Source organism: Arthrobacter sp. CJL-S3, assembly GCF_056711635.1.
Genome location: NZ_CM160046.1, coordinates 3,304,061 through 3,321,061 on the forward strand (window position 1 = coordinate 3,304,061; position 17,001 = coordinate 3,321,061).

The following is a 17,001-nucleotide window of genomic DNA, read 5'->3' on the forward strand; positions in this document are numbered from 1 at the left end:
AGCTGATCGCGCGATGTTTGCTTGTAAGGTTGAAGCTAAATCGAGCCAGCATTAGGAGAGACCATGCAACGGGATTCTGCCCGGACAGCCACGTCTGAGGCCGCCACGTCGGACAAGAAAGTCCGGCCCGCGCGCGCCCAGTTCGGCTCCTCCGAAGTGCCTGCCTCACGTGCCACCCAGGACCGGATCGACATTCCGGAATTCGCGCCCAACCTGGAACCGGAGGGCGACTTCAGCCCGGACCGCTTCCTGGACCGCGAACTGAGCTGGCTCTCCTTCAACGCCCGCGTGCTGGAACTCGCCGAAGACCCGGACCTGCACCTGCTGGAGCGGGTCAGCTTCCTGTCCATCTTCGCGTCCAACCTGGACGAGTTCTTTATGGTCCGTGTCGCCGGGCTGAAGCGCCGGATCGCCACCGGCCTGGCCGTCCCCTCCCCCGCCGGGCTCAGCCCGGTGCAGGTCCTGGAACAGATCGGCGAGGAGGCCCACCGGCTGCAGCAGCGCCACGCCCGCGTCTACGCCGAGCAGATCCGCCCGGCGCTGGCCTACGAGCACATCCACCTCATGCACTGGGACGAACTCGACTCCCAGGCCAAGGACCAGCTCAGCGCCATGTTCGCCGAGAAGGTCTTCCCGATCCTGACCCCGCTGGCCGTGGACCCGGCCCACCCCTTCCCGTACATCTCGGGGCTCTCCCTGAACCTCGCCGTCGTCGTCCGCAACCCGATCAGCGACAAGGAACTCTTCGCCCGCCTCAAGGTCCCGGACCAGCTCCCCCGGCTGATCTCGGTCGACGGCCCGCGCGCCGGCTCCGTGCCGGGCCGGGTGGCACGCTTCATCGCCCTCGAGGAAGTCATCGCCGTCCACCTGGACCAGCTCTTCGCCGGGATGGAGGTGCTGGAGCACCACACCTTCCGTGTCACCCGCAATGAGGACCTCGAGGTCGAAGAGGACGACGCCGAGAACCTGCTGCAGGCCCTCGAAAAGGAACTGCTGCGCCGCCGCTTCGGCCCGCCGGTCCGGCTCGAAGTCACCAACGACATCAACCCGAACATCCGGGCGCTGCTGATCCGCGAGCTGGGCGTCGAGGAATCCGAGGTCTACTCGGTTCCGGCCCCGCTGGATCTGCGCGGGCTCTCGGTCATCGCCGGCATCGACCGCGCCGACCTGCATTACCCCAAGCACGTCCCGCACACCTCCCGGCACCTCAACGAGTCGGAAACGTCCAAGGCGGCGAACGTCTTTGCGGCCATGCGGCGCCGGGACATCCTGCTGCACCACCCCTACGACTCGTTCTCCACCTCGGTGCAGGCGTTCCTGGAGCAGGCGGCCTCGGACCCGAAGGTCCAGGCCATCAAGCAGACGCTGTACCGCACCTCGGGCGACTCCCCGATCGTCGACGCCCTGATCGACGCCGCCGAGGCCGGCAAGCAGGTCCTGGCCCTGGTCGAGATCAAGGCCCGCTTCGACGAGCAGGCCAACATCTCTTGGGCCCGGAAGCTGGAGCAGGCCGGCGTCCACGTGGTCTACGGCATCGTGGGCCTCAAGACCCACTGCAAGCTCTCCCTCGTGGTGCGCCAGGAAGTGGACGGCCTCCGCCGCTACTGCCACATCGGCACCGGCAACTACCACCCGCGCACAGCCCGCTACTACGAGGACCTGGGCCTCCTCACGGCCAATGAGCAGGTGGGCGAGGACCTCTCGAAGCTCTTCAACCAGCTGTCCGGCTACGCCCCGAAGTCGACCTTCAAGCGGCTCCTGGTGGCCCCCCGGTCGGTGCGGTCGGGACTCATCGACCGGATCGAAACCGAGATCCGGAACGCCCGGGCGGGCCTCACCGCCCGGGTCCAGATCAAGGTCAACTCGATGGTGGACGAAGCCATCATCGATTCCCTCTACCGGGCGTCCCAGGCCGGCGTTCCCGTGGACATCATCGTCCGCGGCATCTGCTCCCTGCGGCCGGGCGTGCCCGGGCTCAGCGAGAACATCACGGTCCGCTCCGTGCTGGGCCGGTTCCTGGAGCACTCCCGCGTCTTCGCCTTCGCCAATGCCGGGGACCCGGTGGTCTACATCGGTTCGGCGGACATGATGCACCGCAACCTTGACCGGCGCGTGGAGGCCCTCGTCCAGCTCACCAGCGGGGACGACACGACCTATGTCATGGACCTGCTGCGCCGCTACATGGATCCGGGCACCGCCAGCTGGCACCTGGACAACCAGGCGGTCTGGACCCGCCACCACGTCACCGACGACGGGCAGGAGCTCGAAGACATCCAGTCCTGGCTGCTCAACTCCCGCTCGCGGCAGCGTTCCGCCGGTCTGCGGTAGGGGCTCTGGCATTGAGTAGCGATTCACTGGTTGCCGACCAGACAGACCACGCCGGCGAAGCCATTGCGGTGGTGGCTGCCGGGGCCGTGCCGTGGCGCGTTGCCCCGGGCGACAAGGACCAACTCGAGGTCCTGCTGATCCACCGCCCGCGCTATGACGACTGGTCCTGGCCCAAGGGCAAAATCGATCCCGGCGAGACGGTGCCCGAGTGCGCCGCCCGCGAGGTCGAAGAGGAAATCGGGCTCAAGGCACCGCTGGGCATCCCGCTGCCGGCCATCCACTACCACGTCCCCGTCGGGCTGAAGGTCGTCCACTACTGGGCGGTCGACGTCGACGGGGCCTCTCTCCTGCCCGACGGCAAGGAAGTGGACAGCGTCATGTGGTGCTCGCCGGAGAAGGCGGCCCGCCTGCTGAGCAACCCCAGCGACGTTGCCCCGCTGGAACATCTGGCGGCCGCCCACGCCCGCGGCGAACTGAAGACCTGGCCGCTCGTGATCGTCCGCCACGCCAAGGCCAAGCCGCGCTCCTCCTGGTCCAAAGCCGAAGGGGACCGGCCCCTGGCCGTCACCGGGTTGCGGCAGGCGCAGGCAGTGGGACGGCTGCTGCAGGCCTGGAAGCCCATGCGAATTGTCTCCAGCCCGTGGCTAAGGTGTGTTGCCACCATCGCCCCGTACGCCAAGGCGTCCGACGCGAAGGTGAAGCTGAATGAAGCCCTGACCGAGCACCGGCACGGCCGCCATCCGCACAAGACGGCCGCCGCCGTCGAGGGCCTCTTCGACAAGCAGCGGGCCGTGGCCCTGTGCACGCACCGCCCGGCCCTCCCCACCGTGTTCGCCCAGCTCGGCAAGCACATGGGGTCCCGGCTGCGCGCTCTGCTCCCGGACACCGACCCGTTCCTTGCCCCTGGTGAGATCGTCGTGTGCCATGTGGCGCACCACAGCAAGAACAAGGTGGTCGCGGTCGAGCGATTCAGGCCCTTCGACGACTGAGGTCATTGACCCCCCGCCCTGCCGGCCATAGTTTGTATCAAACACTTGATACATTGCCGCAGAATCTTGGGGGATTTAATGCCGCTCCAGCCCAGCCTGCCGCCGCTGCTGCTGCTCGGCCCGCTCCTCGCTGCCGTCGCTGTCTACGTGGTGCTGCGCTGGGTGGTCTGGGCGCCGCGGACCGGGACCTCGCCGGCGTCGGTGTCGGAGCACGCACTGTGGGTGGGCGTCATCGGCTGGCTGGCGAGCTCCCTCCAGGCGGCGATGAACGTGGGCATCATTCCGGCCAGTCCGTCCGCCGGCGGCGCCCTGACCAGCGCCGGGACGGTCCTGCCGGCACTGGCGTGGCCGGTCCTGGGCTGCCTGACCGTGCACGCCCTCGGCCAGGTGAGTTACCCCGGTCCCCGGCGGATGCGGCGGCAGGCCGTGCTGTCGGTCCGGCGCATCCGGGACTTCCTGCCGCGCAGGCTCGCCCTGACCACGACCGCGATCTTCCTCACCGCCGCCGCGGCCATCGCCCGCACGGCCGCCCTTCCCGGATTCGCGGCCGTGGCCCCCACCCGGGTCAGCGACGGCCCCGACAGCTACAGCTACTACAGCGGCGGCGGTGACGGACGCCTTCCCGGGCCGGACGTGGCCGTCTGGCTGGGAGGGGCCCTGCTGGTGCTGGCCGGCGGGACGTGGCTGGTGCTGCGGCTGATCGCCAGCCGCCGCCAGCTGGAGTCCCTGGACGCGGCCGACAACACCGTGCTGCGGACCATCGCCATGAACCGGCTGCTCCGGACGGTCTCCACGGTGGCCGCCGGGCTGGCCGCAATCGCCGGAAACTTCGCGGCCCGGCCCGATCCGGCCCAGGGGATGACGTCCTGGGGGAACCCGGAAGCCCTGGCCTGCGGCGTGGTCCTGCTCGTCATGCTGGGGTGGCGGCCCCCGCGGCTCGCGACGGCGGGACTGGGCGCCCGGAACCGACCGGAACCGGGGATCGCCGACGGCCGGCAGCATCCGGCGGCCCGGCTCGTCGCCTCCCTCGGGGCGCTGCTGGGGCTGGCGGCCGCGGTGCCGCTGCTGACCGGGGCCTTCCTCGCCCAGGCTCTCGCGGCCGCCAGCTATGGTTTTGCGGGTTTCGTGGCGCTGATGGCGGTCTTGGTCCTGCTCGTCATTGCCGCCGGGGAGTTCTTGCTGCAGCACAACTACGGACACCCGGAAGCCCCGCGCGGCTGGCCCCGGCAGCCGGTGAGCCCGGCCCTGCTGACCACCGCCGTCCTGGCGCTGCTGGCCTTCCTCATCGTCCTGGTTGTCACGGCCGTGGGGAATGCCCGGCTGGCGGAGGGTCCGGCCTGGGTTCCGGCCGGGCTGCTCACCGCCGGCGTGTGTGCCGCCGCCCTTCCGGTGCTGCTCCTGGCCCGGCGCCGCCAGGGCATTCCCGACGCCCCGGCCGGCCTGGACCCGGCCCTGCGCGCCATCACCGTCCACCGGGTGATGCGGACCTTGGCGGCCGCCCTCACCGCCCAGGCCGGCGTCTTGCTCCTGACCCAGAGCAACGCCTGGGCGGCCGTGCTGGGCCGGGCCGCTTTCGGGGAGACCGACCCGGCCGCGACAACCTGGTGGCCGGCGATCGCGGCCGGCGCAGTGCTGGGCGTCGCGGCCACGGTCATCGCCGTCATTCCGGTGCGCGGCCCGGCACGGCCCGCCCCGGCTCCCCTGCCGCGGACGGGAGTCTCCGCGTGACGGCCGGGATCTCCGTGGACCTGGACTCGGCCGCACCGGCCTACGAACAGATCCGGGCGCAGATCTCCGCGCTGATCACCCTCGGAGCACTGGAGCCGGGCACCCGCCTGCCGACGGTCCGGCGCCTTGCCGCGGACCTCGGGATCGCGGCCGGGACCGTCGCCCGGGCCTACCGGGAGCTGGAGCAGTCGGGGCTGATCGACACCAGGCGGCGCAACGGCACCGTGGTCGCCGGGACGCCGGCGAACGGAATGTCCGCCATTGCCGGTGCCCTGGCCGGCACTCCCGCGCCGGGCACCGTCGTCGCGGAGGTGACCGCCGCCGTCGAGCTCTACATTGCCGAGGGCCGGCGCGCCGGCTTCGACGACGCCGCGCTGCTGGCAATCCTGCGGACAAAGCTCAGCCAGCAAGACGGATAAGGAGCGGCGGCGACTTCTCAGTAGACTGGGACCGTGAGCATTCCAACGCCCTATGAAGACCTGCTGCGCGACGTCCTGGACCACGGCACGCACAAATCAGACCGGACCGGGACGGGGACCCTGAGTGTGTTCGGCCGCCAGCTGCGCTTCGATCTCAGCAAGAGCTTCCCCCTGGTCACCACCAAACGTGTGCATTTCAAGTCCGTCGCCGTGGAGCTGCTCTGGTTCCTCCGCGGGGACACGAACGTGAAATGGATGCAGGACCAGGGTGTCACCATCTGGAACGAATGGGCCGACGCCGACGGCGAACTCGGCCCGGTTTACGGCGTCCAGTGGCGCTCCTGGCCCACCCCCGACGGCGGCCACATCGACCAGATCGCCGAGCTCATCGAGAACCTCAAGAGCAACCCGGACTCCCGCCGGCACATCGTCTCGGCCTGGAACGTCGCCGAGCTGAAGGACATGGCCCTCCCGCCGTGCCACGCGTTCTTCCAGTTCTACGTAGCCGACGGCAAGCTCTCCTGCCAGCTTTACCAGCGCTCCGCGGACACCTTCCTGGGCGTGCCGTTCAACATCGCGTCCTACGCCCTGCTGACCTGCATGGTCGCCCAGCAGACCGGCCTGGAGCCGGGCGAATTCGTCTGGACCGGAGGCGACGTCCACATCTATGACAACCACATGGACCAGGTCCTCAAGCAGCTCGCCCGCGAGCCCTACGAGTCCCCGCAGCTGAGGATCACCCGCAAGCCTGCCTCCATCTTCGACTACACCCTCGATGACTTCGAGGTGGTCGGATACCAGCACCACCCGACGATTAAGGCCCCGATAGCCGTATGAGCAACGACGACCTCCAGGGCGCACCGCCCGCCGACTTCTCCGACACGCTTGCCGCCCTGACCGGGCTCGGCGTTGTCTGGGCCCAGACCAGCACCGGTGTCATCGGCAGGGACGGCGGGATGCCGTGGCGCCTGCCCGAGGACATGCGGCACTTCACCCGGCTCACCGCAGGCCACCCGGTGATCATGGGCCGCAAGACCTGGGAGTCCTTTCCCGACCAGTACCGCCCCCTGCCCGGTCGGACGAACATCGTCATCACCCGGCAGGAAGACTGGGGCGGGACACCGGCGGCGGAAGGCGCCATCGCGGTCAAATCCCTGGACGACGCGCTGCTGGAGTCCCAGTTCGCGCCGGGCCATGAGATGGTCTGGATCATCGGCGGCGGCAACATCTACGCGCAGTCCATGGATCTCGCCAACGTCGCCGTGATCACCACGATCGATGCCTCGACGGAGGGCGACACGTTCGCCCCGGACCTGGGCTACGACTGGACCCTGGGCGCGAGCCTGCCGGCCGACGGCTGGGAAACCGCCGACGACGGCACCCGCTACCGCATCAGCGTGTGGCGCCGGACGGAGGGCTAGAAGAATGCTGCAGAAACCCGAAACCCTTTTTGTCCTGGGCTACATGCTGCTGCCGCTGCTGGCGCTGCTGTCCGCGATCGTGGGGCTGACCATGATCCTGGGCGGCAACAAGATCGTCGGCGCCATCGTGCTCGTCGTCGTCACGCAGGCCTTTGCCTTCGGGGCGTTCTACGCCCTCCGGAAGCGGAAGCACGCGCTGCTCACGGAGCGCAGCGGCGAGTAGCCGACCCCGCCTGCCCGGGCTGACCGCGGATGGGGACATCACCCCATCGCCGGTTGCCGCGGCTCCGGCTACCTTGGTCCCGGTGAGGTACTCACGCCGGAATGCACCAGGTCCCGGCCGCAGCCGGTTAGGCTGATGCAGGTCCAAGGGGGAGGCACAATGGCAGGAAACTTGTGGGGCGCCGACGTCGCCCAGCTGCGCACACTCGCACAACAGTTCGGCAAGACGTCCGAGACGCTGCTGCAGCAGTCGACCGCGCTGACGTCGGCCATCAACAACAACACCGCCTGGAAGGGTGCCGACGGCGCCCGCTTCACGTCCGAGTGGAACAGCAGCCACCGCGCCCTGATCCAGAAGACAGCCTTCGCGCTCAAGGCAGAGTCCACGCGGCTGACGACGCACGCCGATCAGCAGGAGAAGGCCAGCAACGCGGCGGCGGGGTCCGGCGGCGGCCCGCTCGGTCCCATCGGGTCCGGGGCGGGCGCCCTGGGAGTAGCAGGCGGCGTCCTCACCGGCAGCGCCGCATTCCTCAAGAAGTTCATGGGGATCCAGAGAAACGTCAAGGCCCCTCTCACCTTGGCCAAGCATATTGGCCAGTACGGCTGGGTGCTCAAGAACCAGCGCGCGGAAATGGCCCGAGAACTTTTCACCAAAGGCCGCCATCGCTTAGGCGGACCGGCCTTCGAGACCCGCAACCTCTGGCAGACCACTGCCGGAAATAAGGCCTTGGAAGGACTGCTCCGGGAATCTTCCAAGGGCAGCCGCACGCTCAACGCCATCGACAAGGCCTCTGACGTCGCGTCCTTGAAGAACCTCAACAGCTTCATCAAGCCATTGGACAAGCTGGGAGGCCTCATTGCCGAGAAGCCCTGGCTGGGTGCAGGGACCAAATACGAGTGGGTTGGCAAGTCGGGCATTGCTCGCGGTCTCGGCTGGGCCGGCGTCGGTTTCAACACCTTCGATTCGGTCAAGAGCTTTGCGGATGGCGATATCAAAGGCGGAGCCATGAGTGGCGGCAAAGCCCTACTCGGCGTCGGCTGCTTCCTGCCGCCCCCGGCCGGAACCGTCTGCCAGGTCGCCAGCGTGGGGATCGCCGTCTACGAAAACTGGGACACCATCACAAGCGTCGGTAAGAACGTCGGAGAGGGCATCGTCAACGCTGTCAAGGATCCCGGCAAATTCGTCAGCGATACTGCAGGCAACGTCACGGATGCCGGCAAGTCCGTGGCCAAGTTCTTTGGCTTCGGGGATTAGGAGACTCAAATGACCGTTCAGCACGAGATCCACCAGGAGCCGCGGCTCGGGGTCGACGTCATTGGCTTTGGCGTGGGCGAGTTCGCCTACCTCCTCAACGTCTTGGAGGGCCCCGCCCGGGATCGCTCCGTGAGCGTCTTCAGGGCGGAGGAGCTCGTCGACGATGTCACATTAAGCACGGCAGGCGCCTCTTCCCTCCTGGCACGGGACCTCGCCGTCGTCGACGACGACGGCGACCTTGGCGTCAAGGGCGTTGCCGCCGCCGTCGCCACTGCCCTGGGCCTGTCGACGCGCTGGACCGAAATGTCCCTGCTGACCGAGGACAGTATGGACAACGTGGTGCTGCTCGAGGCTCCGGAGGTGTCCCTGATGCTGCAGCCCCGGGCGCTCGGCACCTGGTTCGCCTTCGCCCAGGATCCCACGATCAGCTCCGCGGAGGCCACGCTGCGGGTCATTCGCCAGCACGTGAATGAGCACCCAGGCGGCACGGCCTATCTCGTCTTCAAGACCCTCGACGACGAGAAGCACCTCCTCGTCCGCCACGACGGGAAATCCTGGGCCACCGGTGTGCCGGACTTCGCCACCGACGAGGTGACGGAGACCGGTCCGCTGGATAATGCCGGTCTGCTGAGCGCCATCGAGGAGTCCCGTGGCGAGGCGTAGCAGGGACGTCCCGCAGGAGCCCGGTTACGTACCGCCCCCTCCCCCGGAGGCGCCTTTGAAGCACCGCCTGGCCGAGAACGGCGAAATCGTCAGCTATACGGATGAAGAGTACGGGGTCAGGAAAGACGACGGCCTCGGCATCATCAAACCCGTGAACTCTTCGGGTGGCCTGCTGTTCCTCTCCCTCCTGATGTCTGCCCTGTTCGGGCTGATGCTCTACGGAATCGTTCAGATGGCCGTGACCGACCAGTGGGGAATCCTGGGCGAGATCTGGTGGATGTACCTGCTGGTCCTTTATCCGCTGTTCGCTGGCTGGTCCGGATACTTCAGGGAACGAAAAGCCGAGAAATTGCGCGGTGCCCGCAACCTGCCACGGCCGGTTGAGTAGCGTGTCACCCGGGAGGAGTGGGGCATCGGCGGCTCGCAACCCAACGGGAACTACTCGGCCCACACAGTCACCGGGCTCGTCACTGCCACGGCCCTGATGACCATTCCGGCCATTCTGGCCCCTCTGATGCTGGTCATCGCCGCCTTCAGGCTGGATCTCGGCATTGCCTTGTTGTCCCTGGCCTGCACGGCGCTTTTCACCGGTGGATGGTTCTTGGGACTGCGTGCACTCAGAAATGAGTCCGCCGCCGGCAGATTGCGGCGCCTGAAGGGCCTGCCCAAACCGCGATTCGCCGTCACCGATGACCAGGCACGCCAGTGGTTCGAGAAGATCCCTGCCGGGATACCGTTGACCCGGGAGAATTTCCCGGACAGCAGCCATCCCTTCCCCGAAGGAGATCAGTGACAAACGATCCTCTTCGTTCCGAGCGTGAACGCCGCAACGATGACGTGTATGCCGAACACAAGGAGGCGCTCGCACGGGGAGAAAAGCGCGTGCTGCGAAAGACCGACACCGGTGAACTGCACAGCTATCCCGCCGACGAAGTCGGCTTTTCTCCCGGCCGCGGACAGGTGCAGGTCCGGTCCTAGTGGGGCATGGGAATCCTCACCGCCGTGATGGGACTGCTCGTCATTCTGTCTTTGGTAGTAATGCTGGGACCCGTGGGCCGCGGTGAGCAGCCGTTCTGGGGCGCACTGTTTCTGACGGCACTCGCAGGGTTCGGCGCCTGGTATACCTTCGGCATAGCAAAAGACGAGTACCGGGCGAAAAAGCTGCGCAACGAGCGGCGTGTCCCCGAACCGGGAGCCGGGCATGTCCCCCGGTGACTCTCAAGCCAGGCACGCGGCGGCCACTGCAAAGCATGGCGAGCGGATCGTCCATCGCACCGTGGCTGGGGAACTCCACAGCTATTCGCGGGAAGAACTCGGAGTGGTCACCGCCAGTTCCCACCCCCAGGTGCGGTCTGCCGGCGGTTTCGTGATGACGGCCGTCTTCTTCGCCGCCGGTGCCGTCTTCTCCATCATGCTTTTCGCCGGCCCCAGCACCCGAGGCCAGGATCCATTCTGGGGTGCGTTGGTCCTGACAGTCGCTTCCCTGGCAGGCGTGGTGTACACCGCGCGGATGGCGGCCATAGCCTCCAAGGCCAAACACCTCCGCGCGGAGCGGGGAATTCCCGAGCCCACCGCCCGCCAATTGGCCAATAAGTAACGGCCACCCGTTGCGCAGGGACAAGGACCGCCCGCGGCCCGTCGAATAGCACGGCAGGCGCGGGCCGGCGCCGTACCTTGCGTAAACCGTTGGCGGTGACGTAACCGACTGCGCCCCGGGGCCGGCGAAGTCTAAACTGGGCCCATGACTACAGCAGCTACTCCGTCCATTGGACTCGTCGGTTGGCGTGGCATGGTCGGCTCCGTCCTGATGCAGCGCATGCAGGATGAGGGCGACTTCGCCAACATCAATCCGGTATTTTTCTCCACCTCGAACGCGGGCGGTGCCGCCCCCGCCTTCGCTGCAGGGGCCGGCAAGCTCGAGGACGCCTTCGACGTCGAGACCCTCGCGAAGCTGCCGATCATCGTGACCGCCCAGGGCGGCGACTACACCAAACAGGTCCACGGCGAGTTGCGCAGCCGCGGCTGGGACGGACTCTGGATCGACGCCGCGTCCACCCTGCGGATGAACGACGATTCGATCATCGTGCTGGACCCGATCAACCGCGAGGTGATCGACAAGGGCCTGGCCAACGGCACCAAGGATTTCATCGGCGGCAACTGCACCGTCTCCTGCATGCTGATGGGCCTGGGCGGGCTGTTCAAGAACGGCCTCGTCGAATGGGGCACCTCCATGACCTACCAGGCGGCCTCCGGCGGCGGCGCCCGGCACATGCGCGAACTGCTGAACCAGTTCGGCACGCTCAACGCCCAGGTCAGCACGGAACTGGACGACCCGGCGTCGGCCATCCTGGAGATTGACCGCAAGGTCCTGGCCCACCAGCGCACCGACATCGACGCCACCCAGTTCGGCGTGCCGCTGGCCGGGTCGCTGATCCCCTGGATCGACGCTGACCTCGGCAACGGCCAGTCCAAGGAGGAATGGAAGGCCGGGGTGGAGACCAATAAGATCCTCGGCACCTCCGGCGATGAGCACATCATCATGGACGGGCTGTGCATCAGGATCGGCGCCATGCGCTCGCACTCCCAGGCGCTCACGCTCAAGCTCCGCGAAGACCTCTCCGTCGCCGAGATCGAGAAGCTGCTGGACGCGGACAACGAGTGGGCCACCGTGGTGCCCAACACCAAGGAGGACTCCATGGCGAACCTCACGCCGGTGGCGGCCTCCGGCACCCTGGACATCCCGGTGGGGCGCATCCGCAAGCTGGAGATGGGGCCGCAGTACATCAGCGCCTTCACCGTCGGCGACCAGCTCCTGTGGGGCGCGGCCGAACCGCTGCGCCGCATGCTCAACATCGCCACCGGCAAGCTCTAAGGGCTTCACCACCCCGTTCAGGTGCCGATAAACCGCCGGTACTTCGCGGCCTGCAGCTCAAAGGATCTTTGGGCGGCAGGCCGCAGCCCGTTAACCTCATCGAAGGGCTCAGGCACCACCACCACGCCCCTTCCGCTGCGGGTGACCTCCCAGGTGCCGACGATCTGGCCGCCGGCGACAATCGTCCTCCGGAACACCCCGTTGCCGCCCGGGACGATCTTGTCCGCATGGGCCGGCGGCAGCACCAGCGACCGGTCCGTGTAGCCGAGCAGGAACTCGTCGAAGCCGGGCAGCGCCAGCACCAGCCGCCCTGCGGGGACGCCTTCGTCGAGCAGCGCCGCCGTCTCCGGGGACATCCAGTAGCTGGTCCCCTCGAAGGTCACCTCCGCCAGCTGGTCCTTCACCCCGGCCAGGGCCGCGCGGACCTCCGTCAGGGGAATGCCGGACCACCAGGAAAAGTCGCGCTCCGTCGCGGGCCCGTGGCTGCGCAGGTAGCGCAGCAGCCACTCGGCGGTGCCCTCCGCACGGTCCAGGACCCGCGACTCGGTGATCCAGTCGTCGAAGGCCACCACCAGCTGCTGGTTGCCGGCCAGCGGGCCCTGCACCAGCCAGCCCCGCTGGCACAGGATCCCCAGCAGGTGAATGCCGCGCTGGCCCGCCGCGGACTGGCCCGCCCGTTCGAAGGCCTGGAACAGCTCCGCCCGGCTGGCCGCTGCCCCGCCGGCGACCAGCCGCAGCGCGGTGCCCGCTGCGGCGTCGACGTCCGCGGGAGTGATGCCAAGTTCCCGGTGACGCCCGGCCAGGCCCCGGATCAGCCGATCGGAGGTGATGGCCAGCATCCATTTGAGGTCTTCGGGCGCGAGCAGGTGCAGTGTGCCGCGCATCGGCCAGGAGCGGACGATCTCGCCCCGGTCAAGGGCGCTGCGGACATCGCCGACCCGCGAACCCGGCACCCGCTGGCCCACGGCCCAGAGGGCGGACTGCAGATCCTGGGCCTGCATGGCCGTCATCCAGCGCACGGCCGCCGGGACGCTGCCGAATCCGGACCCGGCCAGCCCCTGCGAGGCCAGCCGCAGCCGTCCTAGGATCCCCCGGCTCAGCCGGGCACGCGCCGTTGCTGCCATGCACCCATGCTAGGACTCCTGGCGGGCGGTTCCCAGCCGCCGCCCAGCCGGACTCCCTACCCTTGATGGATGACCTTGAGTGAGATGTGGCCGCTGCTGCGGCCCCTGAGCCGGAGGCTCGCCCTGCTGGGCTGGGCGTCCAGCGCTGCCGGCATGGGCGCCGGGCTCGCCGTTGCCATCGCGAGCGGGACGCGGCTATCGCCCATGATGAGCACCCTGCAGCTCGTGGCCATGATGTCCATGGCCGTGGCGGTGACCAGTTTCGTCACGGCCGCCGCGGTGCAGCCGCGCCCTCCCGTGCGGGGCGCCGTCGAATCACCGGAGAGCCTGGACCCCCGGGAATTCCCGGACACCGCGCAGAGTTTCCTGCTCGGCTCCCTCGCCCTGCTGGCCGGGGCGGTCGCCTTCGCCCTCGCCGGCCTGGTGCTCCGCAGCGGGCCCAGCGCCCAGTCCGTGGCGTTCTGCCAGGTCTTCTTCCTGGGCGCCGCCGCGTCCGGCTTCACCTTTATGCTCTTCAGCAGGGTCGCCGGACAGCGCCGCGGGAACTGAGGCGCGCCGTTTCCTAGAGTTCGACGCCGATGAGCAGCGGTTCCGGGTGCAGTTCGATCCCGAAGCGTTCGACGACGCCGCGGCGCACCTCCCGCGCGACCGCCAGCAGGTCCGCGGTGCTGGCGTTCCCCCGGTTGGTGATGGCCAGGGTGTGCTTGGTGGACAGCGAGGCCCGGCCGCCGGAGACGCTGTCCGGCTCGAGCCCGAATCCCTTGCCGTAGCCGGCCTGGTCGATCAGCCAGGCCGCCGAGAGTTTCGTCAGCCCGTCCGCGCCGGCCGGGTAGCGCGGCGCGTCGTCGGGCAGCCCGGCGGCGACGGCTGCCGGCACGATCGGGTTGGTGAAGAAGGAGCCGGTGGAGTAGGTGTCCCGGTCCGCGGGGTCCCACACCATGCCCTTGGACGCCCGGAGCCGGAGAACCTCACGCCGGACATCGTTGGAATAGGCGCGCTGGCCGGCGTCGACGCCCAGTACTCGGGCCAGCTCGGCGTAGCGGACGGGGGCGCTCATCCTGCCCAGCGGCAGCTGGAACTCGACCGTGAGCACGACGTAGCGCGGGGAGCCGTTGACGGTGGTCTGCTTGAGGATCGAATCGCGGTAGCCGAACTTCAGCTCCGAACTGGTGAAGGTCTGCACGGCGTTGCGTTGCCGGTCCCAGGTCCGTACGGCGGCGATGGTCTGGGAAACGTCCGAGCCGTACGCCCCGACGTTCTGGACCGGGGTGGCGCCCGTGGCGCCGGGAATGCCGGAGAGCGCCTCGATGCCCGACCAGGCGTGCCGCACGGCGTGCTCCACCAGGGCGTCCCAGTTGTGGCCGGCCTGGACCACGACGGCGACGCCGCCGCAGGAGTCCTCCGCATTGACGGTGAACCCCTCCGAGGCGATTTTCAGCACGGTGCCGGGGAACCCGTCGTCGGACACCAGCAGGTTGGAGCCGCCGCCGATGATCAGCAGGGGCTCACCGGCGGCGTCCGTTGAACGGACGGCCTCGATGATCTCCGCCTCGGTGAGGGCTTCGATGAAGGAGCCGGCGGGACCGCCGACGGCGGCCGTGGTCAGGGCGGAAAGCAGTGTCTGGGTCACCCGACCAGCCTAGCCGGGTAACGCCGGACTCCCCTAAGCAGGGCCGCGCGCTAGGCGATCTTCCGGGCCACCGGGGAGAGCAGGAAGCTGACCACGAGCATCACCATCACGGCCAGCAGGGAGTGGAGGATGCCCACGTGCTCGGCCAGCAGGCCCAGCAGCGGCGGCCCGCAGAGGAAGGCGCCGTAGCCGATCGTGGAGACCACCGAGACCCGGGCGGCGGCCTTGAGCGGGTCGTCGGCGGCGGCGGACATGCCCACCGGGAACCCCAGCGAGGCGCCGAGCCCCCAGACCGCGAGGGCCACGTACGCGACCCAGGGCGCCGGAGCGAAGACGAACAGGCCCAGGCCCAGCACGGCCAGGGCCGCGCACCAGCGCATCACCGGGACCCGGCCGAAGCGGTCCAGCACCACGGTGCCGGCGAACCGGCCCACGGTCATGAACGTGACGAAGAGCCCGTACCCGGCGGCGCCCGCGGCGTCGGACTGGCCGTGGCCGTCGGCGAGCGCCAGGGCCACCCAGTCCCCCGCCGCGCCCTCGGCGAGGGCCAGCCCCAGCACGAGCACCCCCAGCAGGAGCGTCCGGCGGTCCCGCCAGGCCGCGGCAATCTGGCGCTTGCTGTCCAGCGGGGCCTCGGGCCGGGCCGTGTCCGGCCGGATGATCGGGATGGGCCCGGTGGAGGGATCCTCGAAGGTGTCGGGCCTGGCCGGCCGGAAGCCCGGGCCGCCCTCCACGGGGGTGATGTCCGCGCGGAACCAGGCGGCGGCGGTCGCCACGGAGCCCGCGACCAGCAGCCCCACCACGGCGAAGTGCCCGAAGACGGGTACACCGGCCGCGGCGGCCCAGGCGCCCGCCGCCGCGCCGGCGACCGTGCCCAGGCTGAACGATCCGTGCAGCCGCGGCATGATGTGCCGGCGGACGGCGCGTTCCACCGCGGCCCCCTCGACGTTGGAGGCCGTGTTCCAGCTGGCGGTGCCCAGGCCGATGACGGCCAGCCCCGCGGCGACGGCGAGCGGGTTGACCAGCACCGAGGTTCCCAGTCCGGTCAGGACCAGCCCGGCGCCCACCATGATGCTGCCGATCCGGATGGTCTGTTTGGATCCGAACCGCAACACGATCAGCCCGGACGCGGAGACCGAGATGAAGGAGCCCAGGGTCATGCACAGCAGCAGCAGTCCGACGTTGCCGGGCGTGAGGTCCAGCCCGTCCCGGATGGCCGGCAGCCGGGACACCCAGGTGGCGAAGGCGATGCCGCTGAACGCGTAGGCGGCCACGACGGCGTTCCGCCAGTGTGTGACCTCCGTGGCCCGGCCGGTGCTGACGCTCACAGCATCGCCATGCGGCTAGGCCAGCCTGACGACGGCCTGGGCCTTCATGAGCACCTTCAGGCCGGCGCTGGTGACGGTGAGGTCCACCCGGGCGGTCCCCTTGTCAGCGTCGATCGCTCCGATGGCGCCGCTGACCTCGATCACGGCGCCGGCGTCGGGCGTTCCCGTGGTGTCGGAGACCGGGACCGGTTTCGTGAAGCGGGTCTGGAAATCGACGACGGCGGCAGGGTCGCCGGCCCAGTCGGTGACGAGCTGGACGGCGGAGCCCATGGTGAACATGCCGTGCGCGATCACGCCGGGCAGGCCCACGCCGGTGGCGAAGGCCTCGTTCCAGTGGATGGGGTTGAAGTCGCCGGAGGCGCCGGCGTACTTGACGAGGTCCGTGCGGGTGACGTCGATGCTGCGGCTGCCGATGTCCTGGCCGACGGTGAGGTCCGAAAGTGTGGGTGTCATGGCTACTGTCCCTCTCCGCGGACCAGAATGGACGAGGTGGCGGTGGCGACGGGCTCGCGCCCGGCGTCTTCTGCGGCACCGGCGGAGGCACCGGCGGCGTCAGAGGCACCGGCGGGCAGGGCGAAGATCTCCTGGCGCGTGGTGATCATGGCTCCCCCGCCCATGGCGCGGACGCCGTCGACGTGCAGTTCCGCCACGAGCCGGTCCCCGGCGACGATGGGCCGGTGGTGGATGAACCGCTGGTCGGCGTGGACGACGCGGGAGAAGTCGATGCCGGCGTCGGGGTCCTCGATCAGCTGGGCGTCCGCCCGTTGCGCCACGATGATGGCGAAGGTCGGCGGTGCCACGAGGTCGCTGTGCCCCAGCGCCCTGGCCGCCTCCACGTCGAAGTGGGCGGGGTGGGTGGCCTTGACCGCGCGGGCGAACTCGCGGATTTTCTCGCGGCCGACGTCGTACACCTCTTTGGCAGGGTAGCTGCGCCCCTGCAGATCCGGATTGATAGTCATGGGTTCAAGCCTAACGGCAAGCCCCCGGGCGCCCGCGCCGATGACAGGGGGCCGGACAGAATG

General features: G+C 69.0%; 21 protein-coding genes. 16 read left to right on the forward strand and 5 right to left on the reverse strand.

Annotated features, from left to right (window positions below; translation table 11 throughout):
• Nucleotides 1-63 precede the first annotated feature (63 nt).
• The 15 genes from AC06G6_RS15045 (at nucleotide 64) to asd (ending at nucleotide 11,897) form a co-directional block, all read left to right on the forward strand.
• Nucleotides 64-2,328 carry an RNA degradosome polyphosphate kinase gene (locus tag AC06G6_RS15045; protein ID WP_479823285.1) on the forward strand — a complete coding sequence of 755 codons (2,265 nt, stop codon included), beginning with the start codon at nucleotides 64-66 and terminating at the stop codon, nucleotides 2,326-2,328.
• Between the two features lie 11 nt (nucleotides 2,329-2,339).
• Nucleotides 2,340-3,317: an NUDIX hydrolase gene (locus AC06G6_RS15050; RefSeq protein ID WP_479823287.1), complete on the forward strand. Its 978-nt coding sequence runs from the start codon at nucleotides 2,340-2,342 to the stop codon at nucleotides 3,315-3,317.
• A 78-nt stretch (nucleotides 3,318-3,395) separates the two neighbouring features.
• On the forward strand, nucleotides 3,396-5,045 hold the full coding sequence (locus AC06G6_RS15055) for a hypothetical protein (RefSeq protein WP_479823289.1): 1,650 nt from the start codon (nucleotides 3,396-3,398) through the stop codon (nucleotides 5,043-5,045).
• Entirely contained in the window at nucleotides 5,042-5,464 is a 423-nt protein-coding gene (locus tag AC06G6_RS15060) for a GntR family transcriptional regulator (RefSeq protein ID WP_479823293.1), read from the forward strand. The genes AC06G6_RS15055 and AC06G6_RS15060 overlap by 4 nt, the downstream gene beginning before the upstream one ends.
• 33 nt (nucleotides 5,465-5,497) lie before the next feature.
• Nucleotides 5,498-6,301 carry a thymidylate synthase gene (locus tag AC06G6_RS15065; protein WP_479823295.1) on the forward strand — a complete coding sequence of 268 codons (804 nt, stop codon included), beginning with the start codon at nucleotides 5,498-5,500 and terminating at the stop codon, nucleotides 6,299-6,301.
• Nucleotides 6,298-6,885: a dihydrofolate reductase gene (locus AC06G6_RS15070; RefSeq protein ID WP_479823297.1), complete on the forward strand. Its 588-nt coding sequence runs from the start codon at nucleotides 6,298-6,300 to the stop codon at nucleotides 6,883-6,885. Before AC06G6_RS15065 ends, AC06G6_RS15070 begins: the two co-directional genes overlap by 4 nt.
• A gap of 4 nt (nucleotides 6,886-6,889) precedes the next feature.
• A complete protein-coding gene (locus AC06G6_RS15075; RefSeq protein ID WP_479823299.1) occupies nucleotides 6,890-7,108 on the forward strand; it encodes an NF038396 family protein in 219 nt (72 codons plus the stop codon).
• A gap of 159 nt (nucleotides 7,109-7,267) precedes the next feature.
• Nucleotides 7,268-8,362, forward strand: coding sequence for a WXG100 family type VII secretion target (locus tag AC06G6_RS15080; RefSeq protein WP_479823301.1), 1,095 nt, complete (start codon nucleotides 7,268-7,270; stop codon nucleotides 8,360-8,362).
• Nucleotides 8,363-8,371: 9 nt separating this feature from the next.
• The gene (locus tag AC06G6_RS15085; RefSeq protein ID WP_479823303.1) at nucleotides 8,372-9,025 is read left to right on the forward strand and encodes a hypothetical protein; all 654 of its coding nucleotides are present in this window, start codon (nucleotides 8,372-8,374) and stop codon (nucleotides 9,023-9,025) included.
• 55 nt (nucleotides 9,026-9,080) lie between these two features.
• Complete coding sequence (locus tag AC06G6_RS15090; RefSeq protein WP_144671255.1) at nucleotides 9,081-9,413, forward strand: hypothetical protein; 333 nt, start codon at nucleotides 9,081-9,083, stop codon at nucleotides 9,411-9,413.
• 96 nt (nucleotides 9,414-9,509) lie between these two features.
• Nucleotides 9,510-9,818 carry a hypothetical protein gene (locus tag AC06G6_RS15095; protein ID WP_479823305.1) on the forward strand — a complete coding sequence of 103 codons (309 nt, stop codon included), beginning with the start codon at nucleotides 9,510-9,512 and terminating at the stop codon, nucleotides 9,816-9,818.
• A complete protein-coding gene (locus AC06G6_RS15100; RefSeq protein ID WP_479823307.1) occupies nucleotides 9,815-10,003 on the forward strand; it encodes a hypothetical protein in 189 nt (62 codons plus the stop codon). Before AC06G6_RS15095 ends, AC06G6_RS15100 begins: the two co-directional genes overlap by 4 nt.
• 6 nt (nucleotides 10,004-10,009) lie before the next feature.
• Nucleotides 10,010-10,240, forward strand: coding sequence for a hypothetical protein (locus tag AC06G6_RS15105; protein WP_479823309.1), 231 nt, complete (start codon nucleotides 10,010-10,012; stop codon nucleotides 10,238-10,240).
• A gap of 61 nt (nucleotides 10,241-10,301) precedes the next feature.
• A complete protein-coding gene (locus tag AC06G6_RS15110) occupies nucleotides 10,302-10,622 on the forward strand; it encodes a hypothetical protein (protein ID WP_479823311.1) in 321 nt (106 codons plus the stop codon).
• Nucleotides 10,623-10,766: 144 nt separating this feature from the next.
• Nucleotides 10,767-11,897 (forward strand): aspartate-semialdehyde dehydrogenase, encoded by a 1,131-nt coding sequence (gene asd, locus AC06G6_RS15115; RefSeq protein WP_479823313.1) that lies wholly within the window; start codon nucleotides 10,767-10,769, stop codon nucleotides 11,895-11,897.
• A 17-nt stretch (nucleotides 11,898-11,914) separates the two neighbouring features.
• Here asd and AC06G6_RS15120 read toward each other — a convergent pair whose 3' ends face one another.
• A complete protein-coding gene (locus AC06G6_RS15120; protein ID WP_479823315.1) occupies nucleotides 11,915-13,021 on the reverse strand; it encodes a winged helix DNA-binding domain-containing protein in 1,107 nt (368 codons plus the stop codon).
• Between the two features lie 69 nt (nucleotides 13,022-13,090).
• Here AC06G6_RS15120 and AC06G6_RS15125 point away from each other — a divergent pair, with 69 nt between their 5' ends.
• Nucleotides 13,091-13,570, forward strand: coding sequence for a hypothetical protein (locus AC06G6_RS15125; RefSeq protein ID WP_479823317.1), 480 nt, complete (start codon nucleotides 13,091-13,093; stop codon nucleotides 13,568-13,570).
• Nucleotides 13,571-13,583: 13 nt separating this feature from the next.
• Here the strand turns inward: AC06G6_RS15125 and AC06G6_RS15130 are convergent, their stop codons facing one another.
• From AC06G6_RS15130 to AC06G6_RS15145, 4 genes are read right to left on the reverse strand one after another with little or no spacing between them, the layout of a single operon-like run.
• Complete coding sequence (locus AC06G6_RS15130; protein ID WP_479823319.1) at nucleotides 13,584-14,651, reverse strand: UDP-N-acetylmuramate dehydrogenase; 1,068 nt, start codon at nucleotides 14,649-14,651, stop codon at nucleotides 13,584-13,586.
• 50 nt (nucleotides 14,652-14,701) lie between these two features.
• Nucleotides 14,702-15,979 (reverse strand): MFS transporter, encoded by a 1,278-nt coding sequence (locus tag AC06G6_RS15135; RefSeq protein ID WP_479823321.1) that lies wholly within the window; start codon nucleotides 15,977-15,979, stop codon nucleotides 14,702-14,704.
• Nucleotides 15,980-15,994: 15 nt separating this feature from the next.
• Nucleotides 15,995-16,432 carry a MaoC family dehydratase gene (locus AC06G6_RS15140; RefSeq protein ID WP_479823323.1) on the reverse strand — a complete coding sequence of 146 codons (438 nt, stop codon included), beginning with the start codon at nucleotides 16,430-16,432 and terminating at the stop codon, nucleotides 15,995-15,997.
• Nucleotides 16,433-16,434: 2 nt separating this feature from the next.
• Nucleotides 16,435-16,938, reverse strand: a complete 504-nt coding sequence (locus AC06G6_RS15145) for an FAS1-like dehydratase domain-containing protein (protein WP_479823325.1) — start codon at nucleotides 16,936-16,938, stop codon at nucleotides 16,435-16,437.
• Between the last annotated feature and the right edge of the window lie 63 nt (nucleotides 16,939-17,001).

What these genes read in the sequence shown, in the direction of transcription:
- AC06G6_RS15075 (WP_479823299.1), top strand. Translation starts at nt 6,890, where the DNA reads ATGCTGCAGAAACCCGAAACCCTTTTTGTCCTGGGCTACATGCTGCTG.
- AC06G6_RS15045 (WP_479823285.1), top strand. Translation starts at nt 64, where the DNA reads ATGCAACGGGATTCTGCCCGGACAGCCACGTCTGAGGCCGCCACGTCG.
- AC06G6_RS15105 (WP_479823309.1), top strand. Translation starts at nt 10,010, where the DNA reads ATGGGAATCCTCACCGCCGTGATGGGACTGCTCGTCATTCTGTCTTTG.
- AC06G6_RS15080 (WP_479823301.1), top strand. Translation starts at nt 7,268, where the DNA reads ATGGCAGGAAACTTGTGGGGCGCCGACGTCGCCCAGCTGCGCACACTC.
- AC06G6_RS15055 (WP_479823289.1), top strand. Translation starts at nt 3,396, where the DNA reads ATGCCGCTCCAGCCCAGCCTGCCGCCGCTGCTGCTGCTCGGCCCGCTC.
- AC06G6_RS15145 (WP_479823325.1), bottom strand. Translation starts at nt 16,938, where the DNA reads ATGACTATCAATCCGGATCTGCAGGGGCGCAGCTACCCTGCCAAAGAG.
- AC06G6_RS15120 (WP_479823315.1), bottom strand. Translation starts at nt 13,021, where the DNA reads ATGGCAGCAACGGCGCGTGCCCGGCTGAGCCGGGGGATCCTAGGACGG.
- AC06G6_RS15125 (WP_479823317.1), top strand. Translation starts at nt 13,091, where the DNA reads ATGACCTTGAGTGAGATGTGGCCGCTGCTGCGGCCCCTGAGCCGGAGG.
- AC06G6_RS15070 (WP_479823297.1), top strand. Translation starts at nt 6,298, where the DNA reads ATGAGCAACGACGACCTCCAGGGCGCACCGCCCGCCGACTTCTCCGAC.
- AC06G6_RS15085 (WP_479823303.1), top strand. Translation starts at nt 8,372, where the DNA reads ATGACCGTTCAGCACGAGATCCACCAGGAGCCGCGGCTCGGGGTCGAC.
- AC06G6_RS15095 (WP_479823305.1), top strand. Translation starts at nt 9,510, where the DNA reads ATGACCATTCCGGCCATTCTGGCCCCTCTGATGCTGGTCATCGCCGCC.
- AC06G6_RS15140 (WP_479823323.1), bottom strand. Translation starts at nt 16,432, where the DNA reads ATGACACCCACACTTTCGGACCTCACCGTCGGCCAGGACATCGGCAGC.
- asd (WP_479823313.1), top strand. Translation starts at nt 10,767, where the DNA reads ATGACTACAGCAGCTACTCCGTCCATTGGACTCGTCGGTTGGCGTGGC.